This window comes from Pseudomonas sp. Leaf59 (assembly GCF_920984685.1).
Taxonomy (GTDB): domain Bacteria; phylum Pseudomonadota; class Gammaproteobacteria; order Pseudomonadales; family Pseudomonadaceae; genus Aquipseudomonas.
The window spans coordinates 20,081-32,703 of record NZ_CAKLBR010000018.1 but is presented as its reverse complement, the minus strand read 5'-3'; the positions used below and the strand labels follow the sequence as shown (position 1 = coordinate 32,703).

Sequence of the window (12,623 nt, the reverse complement as noted above, 5' to 3'; positions counted from 1 at the left end):
AGGAGTGTGTGCATGAACAAGTCTTTGCGTAATACCGTGCTGGGCGTCGCCATCGCCTGGCTGTGCAGCGGCTGGTGCCTGGCCGAGGAGCGCACGGTGCGCATCTATAACTGGATCGAGTACCTGCCGCCTGAAATCCTCAAGAACTTCGAACAAGAGACCGGCATTCACCCGATCTACGATGTGTTCGACAGTGTCGAGACGCTGCAAGCCAAATTGCTGACCGGCAACTCCGGCTACGACGTGGTATTTCCCGGCAGCTCCTACATCAGCAATCTGATCACCGCTGGCGCCATCCAGCCGCTGGACCGCAGCCAGTTGCCCAACTGGAAACACCTCGACCCGCAATTCATGACCTCTCTGGAGGCGGTGGGTGACCCCGGCAATCGTTACGCCGTGCCTTACCTGTGGGGCACCACGCTGATTGGTTACAACGTCGACAAGATTCAGAAAATCTTCGGCGCGGATGTGCAGATGAACACCTGGGACATGATCTTCAAGGAAGAGAACCTGAAAAAAATGACCGGCTGCGGCGTCGGCTTCCTCGACGCCGGCAATGAGATTCTGCCCATCGCCTTGCACTATCTGGGTCTGGATCCCAACAGCCAGAAGCGTGAGGACTACACCCAGGCGCAGCAGTTGATGCTCAAGATCCGCCCCTATGTCACCTACTTCAACTCCTCGCGATACGGCATGGACCTGGCCAACGATGATGTCTGTGTGGCGGTGGGCTGGTCCGGCGGTGTGGCCCTGGCCAAGCGACTGGCGGACGCGGCAGGCAAGGGCGTCAAGGTGGCGATGGCGTTGCCCATGGAGGGCGCGCCGATGTGGTCGGACGTGATGACGGTGCCGAAAAATGCGCCGCATGCGGCAGAGGCCTACGCGTTTATCAACTATATCCTGCGTCCGGAAGTGATCGCTCTGATCAGCAACCGAATCGGTTACCCGAACCCCAACAAGGACTCGACGGAAATGGTCAACGCCGAGATTCGCAACGACCCGAACATGTACATTCCCGACGCGGCGCGCAAAACCCTGTTCCCCCTGCAACCGATGCCGGCGGCGATCGAGCGTGTCCGCACCCGCGTATGGACCACCATCAAGACCAACCGCTGAACAGCGCAACGGTCGGCTGCACTGGCTGACGCGACTTCAGGTGCGCATGCCCTGGAACAGCAGGTCAGTGATGCGGCGCACCTGGCTGGAGTGGGATTCGATGTCTGGCGGGGTCTGGCTGACCAGGCGCAACAACTGCAGGTGCGCGTAGTCGTTGAGCAGGAACGCCGCGAGGTCGACGTCCAAATCACCGCGCAGCTTGCCGGCCTGTTGCAGCTCGCGCAGCAGGCCACTGATTTGCCCACGCAACGCATCGTTCATGGTGCGGTAGCCGGCGGGCAATTCGCTTTCGCCGCCGAACAGGATCAACGGCAGCAGCTCGCGCCACAGGTTGGGGTGCATGACCTCGAGCGCATAGTTGGTGAGCAGTTTTTCCAGGTAGCAGAGCGCGTCCACCGGGTCGTCCATGGCCGGCATCAGGCGCCGTGTGTCGTGCAGGGCGCGGCGGTCGGCCTCGTGCAGGATTTCCAGGATGATTTCCTGCTTGTTGCCGAAGTATTTGAACACCGTGGGCGCCGAAACGCCCGCCTGGTTGGCGATCTGTTCGATGGTGGTGTTCTGGTAACCCTGGCGTTCGAACAGTTCGATCGCCGCTGTACTGATGGCTTGGCGGCGTTCGAGCCGTTGCCGTTCACGCAGTCCGCTCACGCAAGATCCTTGTCGGGTAAAGAGCGGGGCAGTCGGCCCCGGCAGTGCTGTGAAAATACTTTACGGGGTAAAAACTTTAAAGCGCTCATTTTTTTGCGGAGGCACTAGCCGATTTCGGCACAGCGTGCCTGCGGGCGCTCCAGGGGGAATGGAAATTGCCAATTGACCCCGGGGCGCTTTGACGGCGAACTGATCACGTTGCGCGCCGGCTGGATGCAACTGGTGCGCGACCGTGCCAACCAGTCGATGCTCAAAAGCGGCCGCGCGTGGAAAGGCGCGATCACCTGTGACTGGTGCCTTTGCGCCTGCAACTTGACCTTGCCATCCCTTAGGGTGAAGTGTTGCGGCTGTGGCGGTAATCGCTGACGGCTTCGTACACGGCTTTGCGCAGCCGGTTGATGCCGCCGATGGGGCGGTGTGCTTCCACGCCGAACCAGGGGTTGAACGACTGGTTGTCGCACGCCAGATTCAACGCCGGGGTGTCGAAATCCTGCGCGGGAATCCGCACGTTGGCCACGGTCTCGTAGGGCGCGTCGCTTTCCTTCCACTCGATGCTGGTGTCCTCGATCGGCATGAACTTCTGCGGGTTCTGCCGCTGGATCTGCAACACAAAGCAGGCCGCCACACGGTCGGTGGACAACTGCTGGTTGAGGGCGCTGCGCAGGAAGTTCGGCAGGTCCTCGTTCTGCTTGGGCAGCGCGTATTGCGGGCAACTGTGCGGGTCGGGCGCCACGCGGAATTTGGCGTTGGCCGCGCCGAATTTATACGGTGAAACAGAGAAATAGGTGGTCTGCGTGGGGCTGGCCGGCGCGGGGGCCAGGGTCGCCAGGGCGATGAACAGGTGGCGCACCTGCCAACTGCGCGGGTCGAGGCTGGGGAAGAATGCCTGGATTTTCTTGCCGTCCGCCTGGGCGCCGATATTCTGTGCGTATTCGGCCACGTCACTGACGAAGAAGTTCGGATGGCTGAACATCACGAAGTCCTGCTCCGTGCGCGCCTGCTGATCGGCCATCAACTGCTTGCCCGGAACGTCCAACAACTTGAGGGCCATGCCTCGCGCGTCGCGGATGCTGTCGAACTGCGGGTAGGCGTTGCCGTTGGACAGGCGGATCGTCGCTTGCCAGGTTTTGCCGGGTTCGGCAAATACGCCCTGGCGCAAGGCCGGGTCAAGGTCGGCCAGCACGCTGACTTCGGCCTTCACGCAGCCGTGGGCCTTGGCATGGGCGTCGCGCAGGTAGCGCGTGCCTTCGCGGTGCTGGTCGACGATGCGCACGGCGGTCTGGATGATGCCCTGGGTCATCGCCGCCTCGCCGGGCGGAATCTGCTCGTTCGGTGACACCGGGCCGCTGTGCTGCCAGGCGTACCAGGCGGTTGCCGCCAGCCAGCCCAGCAGTCCCAGCCCCACCAGCCACAGCAGGGTTTTGCCGAGCAAGGCGCCCAGGCGCAGCCAGAGGCGGGCGAGCAGTGAACGTTGGTTGTATTGCGATCGGATAATCATGGCAGTTGTTGCTCCAGCGGGCCGCCCAGCACTTTCAGGTATTCCAGCAGCGCCCAGCGTTCCTGCGGCAGCAGGCCACGGCCGATAACGCCGTCGCCACGCTTGCCGTCACGAAATTCGTGGCCGCTGTTGTGGTTGCCGGTGATGTTGGTATCGAACAGGAAGGCATTCTTGAATGCGCCGGTTTCAAACCCGAGATGGCGCGGGTCATAGGCGAAGGTGCCTTTATAGAAGGTGACGCTGCGCTCGTCCTGGGGCGAGAGCAGTTGGTAGAGCGTGGGCACCGAGCCGTTGTGCAGGAACGGCGGGGTGGCCCACACACCGGCCAGTGGCCGCGCCTTGTAGGCACGCAGTTCGCGCACGCCGATGGGTTGATCGAAACCGTCCAGGTTCGGGCGCTCGGCCGGGGTGACGCCGGCGGCACGGTAGGCGTGGTCTTCGACGTAGGCGGTGACGTAGGCCAGACCCTTGGCCACGGACATGCTTTTCAGGTCCAGCGGTTCGCTTTGCCTGGGGTGCAGTTGCACATTGAGTGCGGCCAGTTCTGCGCTGTCCCATTGCAGCGCGCTGAGGTCGTAGCGCTGGTCGGCGATGTTAGTGGCGGCGGTGGGATCGGTGCCGATGTAGTCGACGGTGAGCATTTGCAGGTGCTGCACCGCCCGGCCCGGTTCCTGGGTGACGGTGGGCACGTGGCAGGCGGCGCAGTTTTCGGCAAAGAGCGCGCGGCCCTGGGCGGCGAGCGGTTTGTCGATGGCGCCGAACAGGTCTTGCGGCCAGGTGGGCGGCTTGAGGCGTTGCAGGGTTTCTTCGATCAGGTGCAGGTCGCGCACGCGTACGCTGGACGGGTAACGGGCCTGGCCCTGCAGCGGCTGGCCGGCGCTGTCGAAAAAGTCCAGGGTCGCGCCCACGCCCAGGGCTTCGCCGATATTGCGCGCCATGGGTTGTTGGGCCGAGCCGTTCCATTGCACCCAGTCGAAGGTCCAGATGTCCCACAGCTGCGGGTAGTCCACGGGCGCATTGGCGATGCGGTAGTTGTCCGGGGAAAGCGCATCGCCAAAGCTGGCATTGGCGATGCGGCCGAACGCATCGGTACGGCCGGGGCCTTCCTGGGTGGGGTAGAGGCCGCGATGGGTGTCGTTCCAGGCGACCGTGATAAACCGGTTGAGGGACTGTTTGAAGGCCTCGCGCAGTTGGCGGTGTTCGGCTTCATAACGATCCCCCAGCACCTGACGGGCGAAGCGTTCGAATTTCCACGGGTTGTAATAGGTGGCCGCAAGGCTTGCCACCAGGGCCTGGCCGAAACTGCCGCCGCGCAGGGTGGGTACGCTGGAGGGCAACACGTGTTGCGCCGAGCCGCCGTCGATGCGCAGGGCCTGGCCTTTGAAATGCAGCTCGCCGGTGTGGCAGGCGGCGCAGGTGATGTCCAGGTATTCAACGTTGCTGTCAGCGTTTTTATGCCGGGCGAAACCGACTGGCAGGTTGCCGGGGTTCTGCGCGGTGGGCACTTGTTTGGGGTCCACGAGGAAGCCGAAGCGCGCCAGGTACTCGGGGGCGGCAAAGCGCTGTTCGGAGAACGGCAGTTCGAGGGCGGTGAACCAGTCGTAATGCAGGCCCTTGACCTGGGTGCCCTGGGGCGTGAAGTAGTAGGTCTGGCGGTCGGTGGCGCTCCATTGGTCCTGGTAGCGCACCTGCTCCACGGGCACGTAATCGGGCAGCCTGGGGTTGACGATGTAGTAGAGCACCACGCCCAGGAGCAGGCCCAGGGCGATAAGAAGCAGAAGTAAGGCACGGGAGAAAATGCGCAAGAGGGCTATCCTTGTCTCGGTCTTGTCGAACGGTAGCGCTGTTATGCCACTACGCCACAGGTGCGGCAAGTGGCCATGAATGTGCGTCAGGGCGCTCCGCGATCCGTCGCGGGCCCGCATCATGAATGAAAATGCTTTTAAACACGTGAACTTATCAGGCGATTCCCGCTCACATGCCGGTAGCCATTGGTCGTGGCCGGCTGATAAGCTCGCGACTTTATTCAAATGCCCTATTGGCGCATGAACAAGGAAATAGCATGAAACAGCATCGGTTGGCGGCGGCGGTGGCCCTGGTTGGCCTGGTACTTGCGGGTTGTGATTCGCAGACCAGCGTAGAGCTGAAAACCCCGGCGCAGAAAGCTTCCTACGGCATCGGCCTGAACATGGGCAAGAGTCTCGCCCAGGAAGGCATGGATGACCTGGATTCCAAAGCCGTAGCCCAGGGCATCGAAGATGCCGTCGGCAAGAAAGAACAGAAGCTCAAAGACGACGAACTGGTTGAAGCGTTTGCCGCTCTGCAAAAGCGCGCTGAAGAACGCATGACCAAGATGAGCGAAGAGTCGGCAACCGCCGGCAAGAAATTCCTCGAAGAAAACGCCAAGAAAGACGGCGTGGTGACCACCGCTTCCGGTCTGCAGTACAAGATCGTGAAAAAGGCCGACGGTCCTCAGCCCAAGCCGACCGACGTGGTGACTGTGCACTACACCGGCAAGCTCACCAACGGCACCACCTTTGACAGCTCCGTGGATCGCGGCAGCCCGATTGACCTGCCGGTCAGCGGCGTGATTCCGGGTTGGGTCGAAGGCCTGCAATTGATGCACGTTGGCGAGAAGGTCGAGTTGTACATTCCGTCCGACCTGGCCTACGGCGCCCAGAGCCCGAGCCCGGCTATCCCGGCCAACTCGGTGCTGGTATTCGACCTGGAGCTGCTGGGTATCAAAGACCCGGCCAAGGCTGAAGCGCCTGCCGCACCTGCTGCACCTGCCGCCAAGAAGTAATCGGCGTCTGAACAGACAACGCCCCGTTTCGACGGGGCGTTGTCGTTTCTGCCGATTGGAAAATGCTGCGGCTGTAAATCTGATCGAACCCGGGCTCTGGCGCACAGTCACACGTAAGACCCGAGCAGGGGTAACCGCACATCACCACCAAGTCAATGAAATCTTGGGGTTTTTTATGTGCGCAAAAAACGCCCGATCTGACTGCGAGCCTTGCGGGGCGTGGCTTTGAGCCGAAAAAAAAGGCTCTGTTCACAAGGTTATCCACAATTTGTGTGGATAACCTTTCATTCGCATGGAACTGGAGTGACACATGAGACCACCCTTCAACTTCACCCGTTTCCTGCCCATCGCCGCGCGGCTGCTGGGCCGTGGCCGTCTGCCCACGTTGTTGTTTGCCGTCGCCGCCAAAGGCTCAAGCCAGGGCAATCGTCTGGGCAAGCTCAAGGATGACCTGAAACTGCTGCAGGGTCTGTGCCTGGCATACTGGCGCGGCGAGTACCGCGCAATCAGCCCCAAGGCGTTGATCTCGGTGGTGGCGGGGCTGATGTACTTCCTCAGCCCGATTGATGCGATCCCGGACTTTATCCCGATGTTCGGCATGTTCGATGACATTGCCGTGCTGGCGTGGGTCATGAAGACCCTGGACGGCGAACTGAGCGCCTTTCGCGCGTGGCGTGACGCCCAGCGTCCGGAAAAGCTCGCGGTGGTTGAGCGGCTTCCGGCGACCGCTGCGCTGCTGGCCAGCGAGCAGCGGCAAAAAAACGCCTGAGGCGGTGATCCCCCGGCGACCTTTACGGCAGTTAGGATTACACTCCCCGGGAAGGTACTTAAGGAAAGTGCTTACCTGGTAAGTGTTTTTATCCTACGGGGCAGTCATGGATATTCAGATAATTTCACGCAATGGCGAGCCCGAATACGCGGTCTTGCCTTGGGATCAGTACCAGGCGCTGTTAGCCGCCGCCGGTTCGCAGCGACCCACGCCAGCGCCGCTCTCGTCCAATCCCCAGGCCGCTCCCGCAGAGGACCAGCGCGCGCTTGCCGACCTGCGCGGTCTGCGCGAAACCAAGGGCCTGGCCATTGAAACCCTGGCGCGCACCGTGGGCATCAGCCCGTCATACCTTGGTTTGATCGAAAGTGGCGAGCGCCAGCCCGATGCCGCAATCCGCCGCAGTCTTGCCTGGGAATTGGGCGTTGCCGGCTGGAGAGATGAATCGTGAGCCTGCGTATCAGCCGTCAACACTGGGACGGGCTACTCAACGAACTCGACCAGGCGCGCCGCCAGCGTCACCTGCTGACCTACCGCGCGCTGCTCGAGCGTCTGCAATTTCCTTCGCCGGCCATGCAGACCCTGGCCGCCGCCCTGGAGCATCTGGCCGCTCTCGACGCCAAGGCCGATCAGCCATTGCGCAGTTCCCTGGTGATCAGCCAGGGCGCCAGCCGTCTGCCGCGCACCGGGTTCTTCGAGTGCGCCGAGCGTCTCGGGCGTTTCAGCGGGCCCTCCGATGGCGTGGCGGCTGCCTCCTGGCATGCGTCGGAAGTGGTGCGGGTGTTCGAGTATCAATACCCGGAGTCCGCCGAGGCCTGAGGCGTCTGCGCCAGCGCGTCCATGCTGTTGATCACATGGATGCTGTAGCCCGCCACGTCCTTGGCGTGGTGCTTGGCCTGGGACGCCAGTTCCGCCAACCGGCTTGCATCCAGTTGCGCACAGGCCTGTGGGTATAAGTGCACCACGCCGATGGACAGCGACAACAGCGCAAATTCCTGCCGCACGCCCTGGCGGTTGAGGGCCACGAAGCAGCCCGCATCAAGGTGTTCGGCGCGGTAAAAGCGCCGGCATTGGGTGTGGAAGTCATCCAGCAGTTGATTGAGCCGCTTGCGCCAGTCCTGCGGGCCCAGCACCAGCAAAAAATCATCACCGCCGATATGCCCGACAAAATCACGGCTGGGGTCGACCCGATCGTTGAGGCATTGCGCCAGGCACAGCAACACTTCATCCCCGCGTCCATAACCATAGATATCGTTGAATGGCTTGAAGCTGTCGATATCCACGTAGCAGATCACCGACTCACGCTGCTGATGCAGCAACCGCGTCAGGCATTGCTGGATCGGCACATTGCCGGGTAGCAGGGTCAGCGGGTTGGCATGGCGCGCCTGCTGGATTTTCAACTCGGTGATCAGCTTGAGCACATCGATCACTCGACCCAGGCCCAGGTAGTCGCCGTTCAGGGTGATGATGAAGTCTTCTTCGATGCGTTGCCGCGCGCGGCTGGTGAGCAAGCGACTGACCTGCTGCAAGGACTGGCTCAGTTCCACCGCCAGAAAGTCTGCGCTCATCAGCCGGCTGATCGGCTTGCGCGCGAACAGATCGGTGGCAAACGGCTTGAGCAGCGCGTCCGACAGCGAATGCCGGTGCACGATGCCAATCGGTTGACCCAGCCCATTGAGCACGGCCAGGGAATTGAGGTTGGCCTGGCGGCGAAAGGCCTCGAGCACCTTTGCGGTCGCGGTGTCCTGATGCACGGCCGGCTGCTCGTTGAGCAATGCGCTGAGGTCGCCGGCCTCTTCATTGAGGGCGACGTTGGCATTGTCCGGCTTGGGCAGCATCAGGCGCGCTTCCTGCGGCGGATGTTCCTGAGGCCTGCAGAGCAAGTAGCCCTGGACCAGGTCGACGCCCATTTCCGTCAGCACCGCCAATTCTTCCGGCAGTTCAATGCCCTCGGCAATCACCTGGGCACGGGACGCCCTGGCGATCTGCAATATCGAGCCGACGAACTCGCGCTTGAGCGCATCCTGGTGAATGCCGTCGATAAAGTGCCGGTCGATCTTCACGTAGTCCGGGCGCAGTTCCGACCACAGGCGCAGGCTGGAATAGCCGGCGCCGAGGTCGTCGAGCGCGATGGCAAAGCCCATGTCGCGATAATGATGCAGCGCCTTCTGCAGCAGGTCGAAATCGTCGGTGGGCGTCTGCTCGGTGAGTTCGATCACCACCTGGCTCGGCGGGATACCGAATTCGCGCAGCAGTTGCAGGGTGCGCCCAGGCTGGTGCGCCGTCTCCATCAGCGAGTGCGGTGAGATATTCAGGAACAGCTTGCCCGGCAACTTCTGCTCGCTGAAGCGCCGACAGGCACTCGTGCGGCAGGCCATTTCCAGTTCGCTGAGGCGCCCGGCCTGGCCGGCCACGGCGAACAGGGCGACGGGGGAGTGCAGCGTGCTGTTGGACGGGCCACGGCTCAAGGCTTCATAGCCGAGGATGCGTCGTTCGGAGAGGCAGACAATCGGTTGGAACAAGCTGTGCAAACTGCCTTGAGCCAGGATAGCGCCCAGTGCATTCAGCTGTTCGATCATGGTCATGGCGATCTCGGTCAAAAAAAAGGACCGCATGCGGTGAGCATGCAGTCCTTCATTTCACGACAGAATGATGTCTATATGATGACACTCCGAGGAGCGATCACCTTAAATCGCCATCCTTTACTGCTTGGCCACCTGTTTGCTGATTTTCAGGTAGTCCAGCAGGATCCGGCCGGTCTCGGCCAGGTAAGCGTCGTCTTCCGGCTTGGTTTTTTCCGCCTCGGTCGGCAACGCGTCTTCGTCTTCTTTCTTCAGTTCCTTGAGTGGGTCTTCGCCCTTGGCCTTGCGGCGCACGTTCTCCAGGGCCAGTTGCTGGCTCTCGATGTCGGCGTGCTGCTTGCGACGGTCCACTTCGTTGAGGCTGACGGTTTTCTCTTCCATCAGCTTCTTGGCCAGGGCCAGCTTGTCGCGGATGAACACGAACTCGGCATCCTTGGCGGAGCGGGTGTCGTGGTCAGCCTTCAACTGCGCCAGGAACGGTTTGAACGGGTCCGACGCCGGCTTGATCGCAGGACGGATGGTGTCCCACGGCATGGCTTCGGGCAGGGCGCTTTCGCCGATTTCCTTGGTGTCGATGATCGACGGGAAATCGATGTCCGGCAGTACGCCCTGATGCTGGGTGCTCTGCCCGGAAACCCGGTAGAACTTGGCCAGGGTCAGCTTCAGCTCGCCATGGTTGAGCGGCTGGATGGTCTGCACGGTGCCCTTGCCGAAGGTCTGGCCGCCGACGATCAACGCACGGTGGTAGTCCTGCATGGCGCCAGCGAAAATCTCCGAGGCCGAGGCCGAAAGGCGGTTGACCAGCAACGCCATAGGGCCTTTGTAGAAGGCGCCCGGGTTCTCGTCTTCCAGTACGTCGACACGGCCGTCGGCATTGCGCACCAGCACGGTCGGGCCCTTGTCGATGAACAGGCTGGTCAGCTCGGTGGCTTCCTGCAGGGAACCGCCGCCGTTGTTGCGCAGGTCGATGACCACGCCGTCGACTTTTTCTTTCTGCAGTTCGGTGAGGATTTTCTTCACGTCACGGGTGGTGGACTTGTAGTCCGGGTCACCGGCACGGAACGCCTTGAAGTCGAGGTAGAAGGCCGGGATCTCAATCACGCCCAGTTTGTAGTCCTTGCCATCCTGCTTGAGGTTGAGGACTTTCTTCTGCACGGCCTGGTCTTCGAGCTTCACCGCTTCGCGGGTGATGGACACGATCTTGCTGGTCTGGTCGTTCGGTGCGTTGGTGTGCGGAATCACTTCCAGGCGCACTACGCTGCCTTTGGGGCCGCGGATCAGCTTGACCACTTCGTCCAGGCGCCAGCCCACCACGTCGACCATCTCTTTGTCAGCCTGGGCTACGCCGATGATCTTGTCCGCCGGAGCGACCTGCTTGGTCTTGTCTGCCGGACCTGCCGGCACCAGGCGCACGATCTTGACCTGGTCGTTGTCGCTTTGCAGGACGGCACCGATGCCTTCCAGCGACAGACTCATGTTGATATCGAAATTTTCCGCGTTATCCGGCGACAGATAATTGGTGTGCGGGTCGTAGGACATTGCGAAGGTGTTGATGTAAGCCTGGAAGATATCTTCGGCACGGGTCTGGTCCAGACGTGCCAGCTGATTCTTGTAGCGCTTGGTCAGCAGCTCTTGAATGGCCTTGGGCTCTTTGCCGGCGATCTTCAGGCGCAGCACTTCGTCCTTGACGCGTTTGCGCCACAGGTCGTCGAGGGCGGCGGTGCTGGTCAGCCAGGGGGCGTCCTTGCGGTCCACCAGAAGGGTTTCCTTCTGGGTGAAGTCGAGCTTGTCGACGCCTTTGTTCAACTCACCGAGGGCGAAGTCCAGACGCGCTTTGACGCGGTCCAGATAGCGCTTGTAGATGGTGAAGCCGGGCTGCAGGTCGCCGCTCTTGAGGAAGTCGTCGAACTGCGTCTTCCATTTGTCGAACTCAGCGATATCGCTGGCCAGGAAGTAGCTGCGCGACGGGTCCAGCAGCTTGAGGTAGCTGTCGTAGATGATCACCGAGCGTGCGTCGTCCAGCGGCGGCTTGCTGTAGTGATGACGCTTGAGCAACTCGACGACGTTAAGGCTGGCAATTACCTCATCGCGATCAGGCTGAAGGTTGTCCCAGCTGTTGGCTGCGAACGTATTGGTCGACATCGACGCGAAGCCGAGACCAATGAAAAGAGCGAGGGCGGTGCTGGGGAACAGATGCTTCATGCTGATTCGACGCGGGGGCAATTGATAACGCATATTAGGCCGTCTTTGAGGGAGCCGGTTCCATATGGTCCGGTCGCATAATGCAAAAAGCCCGGCGCTACTGCTACGGGCTCAGTCCGGACTCACTATGGAGGCACTGTGAGAGCATTGCAAGGCGTTGACGGTGATGGGGTGGCCTGGAACAACCCGCTCCTACACCCTGTGTAGGCCCGATCGACTAACGCCCGCCCTGTTACCGGATTGAAATGCCGTCACTGTGGGAGGGGGCTTGCTCCCGATTGCGGTATGTCAGTGAAGACTTTTTCATCTGATACACCGCAATCGGGAGCAAGCCCCTCCCACCGTTGATCAATGTCAGACCCAGTGATGGATCGGCCAGCCGGCCTGTTCGGCGTGGGCACGCAATACCGGATCAGGGTTCACCACCTGCGGGTGATCGACCTTCAGCAGCAGCGGCAGGTCATTGCGCGAGTCCGAATAGAAGTACGCGCCCTCCAGCGTTTCACCTGTCTGCTCGAGCCACTCCAGCAAACGCGTGATCTTGCCTTCGCGGTAGGTCAGCACCCCCACGGTCTGACCGCTGTACACGCCATGGCTCACGTCCAGGTCAATCCCCAGCACTTCATCAATGCCGATACGCGCCGCAATCGGCGTGACCAGGTGCGTGCCCGATGCGGATATCACCAGGATGCGATCGCCGTTCGCACGGTGGCGGGCGATGGTTTTGGTCGCGTCGCTGTAGATCAACGGCTCGATCACGTCCTCGACCCAGGGGTCGACCAGGTGTTCGATTTCTGCCGGCGTGCGCCCGATCATCGGCTCCAGGCTGAAGTCCATGAAGTCTTCCATGCGTAACTCGCCTCGGCTGTAGGCGTCCATCAGCTCGGTGTTGCGGCGCATGAACGACTCGGGGTCGACCCAGCCCAGGCGGCCCATCTGCTCGCTCCACAGGGTGGCGCAGTCACCGTGGATCAGGGTGTCGTCCAGATCAAAAATTACCAATGCCAT

At 61.5% G+C, this 12,623-nt stretch carries 11 protein-coding genes; 5 read left to right on the top strand and 6 right to left on the bottom strand.

Going from position 1 to position 12,623, the window contains the following annotated elements; translation table 11 throughout:
* The first annotated feature begins 12 nt into the window (after window positions 1-12).
* Window positions 13-1,116, top strand: a complete 1,104-nt coding sequence (locus LUB09_RS18175; RefSeq protein ID WP_231423266.1) for a polyamine ABC transporter substrate-binding protein — start codon at window positions 13-15, stop codon at window positions 1,114-1,116.
* Window positions 1,117-1,152: 36 nt separating this feature from the next.
* Here LUB09_RS18175 and LUB09_RS18170 read toward each other — a convergent pair whose 3' ends face one another.
* From LUB09_RS18170 to LUB09_RS18160, 3 genes are all read right to left on the bottom strand, one after another.
* Window positions 1,153-1,764, bottom strand: a complete 612-nt coding sequence (locus tag LUB09_RS18170; protein ID WP_231423265.1) for a TetR/AcrR family transcriptional regulator — start codon at window positions 1,762-1,764, stop codon at window positions 1,153-1,155.
* A gap of 328 nt (window positions 1,765-2,092) precedes the next feature.
* Window positions 2,093-3,262 carry a catalase family protein gene (locus LUB09_RS18165; RefSeq protein WP_231423264.1) on the bottom strand — a complete coding sequence of 390 codons (1,170 nt, stop codon included), beginning with the start codon at window positions 3,260-3,262 and terminating at the stop codon, window positions 2,093-2,095.
* The gene (locus LUB09_RS18160; protein ID WP_231423263.1) at window positions 3,259-5,067 is read right to left on the bottom strand and encodes a c-type cytochrome; all 1,809 of its coding nucleotides are present in this window, start codon (window positions 5,065-5,067) and stop codon (window positions 3,259-3,261) included. Before LUB09_RS18160 ends, LUB09_RS18165 begins: the two co-directional genes overlap by 4 nt.
* A gap of 257 nt (window positions 5,068-5,324) precedes the next feature.
* Here LUB09_RS18160 and LUB09_RS18155 point away from each other — a divergent pair, with 257 nt between their 5' ends.
* From LUB09_RS18155 to LUB09_RS18140, 4 genes are all read left to right on the top strand, one after another.
* Window positions 5,325-6,065 (top strand): FKBP-type peptidyl-prolyl cis-trans isomerase, encoded by a 741-nt coding sequence (locus LUB09_RS18155; protein ID WP_057008231.1) that lies wholly within the window; start codon window positions 5,325-5,327, stop codon window positions 6,063-6,065.
* 310 nt (window positions 6,066-6,375) lie between these two features.
* On the top strand, window positions 6,376-6,834 hold the full coding sequence (locus LUB09_RS18150; RefSeq protein WP_209980778.1) for a YkvA family protein: 459 nt from the start codon (window positions 6,376-6,378) through the stop codon (window positions 6,832-6,834).
* A 106-nt stretch (window positions 6,835-6,940) separates the two neighbouring features.
* Complete coding sequence (locus tag LUB09_RS18145; protein ID WP_231423262.1) at window positions 6,941-7,282, top strand: helix-turn-helix domain-containing protein; 342 nt, start codon at window positions 6,941-6,943, stop codon at window positions 7,280-7,282.
* Window positions 7,279-7,650, top strand: coding sequence for a hypothetical protein (locus tag LUB09_RS18140; RefSeq protein ID WP_209980783.1), 372 nt, complete (start codon window positions 7,279-7,281; stop codon window positions 7,648-7,650). The genes LUB09_RS18145 and LUB09_RS18140 overlap by 4 nt, the downstream gene beginning before the upstream one ends.
* Here the strand turns inward: LUB09_RS18140 and LUB09_RS18135 are convergent.
* The 3 genes from LUB09_RS18135 to LUB09_RS18125 all read right to left on the bottom strand — a co-directional run bounded on the left by LUB09_RS18135 (window position 7,623) and on the right by LUB09_RS18125 (window position 12,623).
* Entirely contained in the window at window positions 7,623-9,416 is a 1,794-nt protein-coding gene (locus LUB09_RS18135; protein ID WP_231423329.1) for a bifunctional diguanylate cyclase/phosphodiesterase, read from the bottom strand. The two genes, LUB09_RS18140 and LUB09_RS18135, sit on opposite strands and share 28 nt — an antisense overlap.
* Before the next feature lie 117 nt (window positions 9,417-9,533).
* The gene (locus LUB09_RS18130; protein ID WP_209980785.1) at window positions 9,534-11,615 is read right to left on the bottom strand and encodes a carboxy terminal-processing peptidase; all 2,082 of its coding nucleotides are present in this window, start codon (window positions 11,613-11,615) and stop codon (window positions 9,534-9,536) included.
* 354 nt (window positions 11,616-11,969) lie between these two features.
* Complete coding sequence (locus tag LUB09_RS18125; protein WP_209980787.1) at window positions 11,970-12,623, bottom strand: HAD family hydrolase; 654 nt, start codon at window positions 12,621-12,623, stop codon at window positions 11,970-11,972.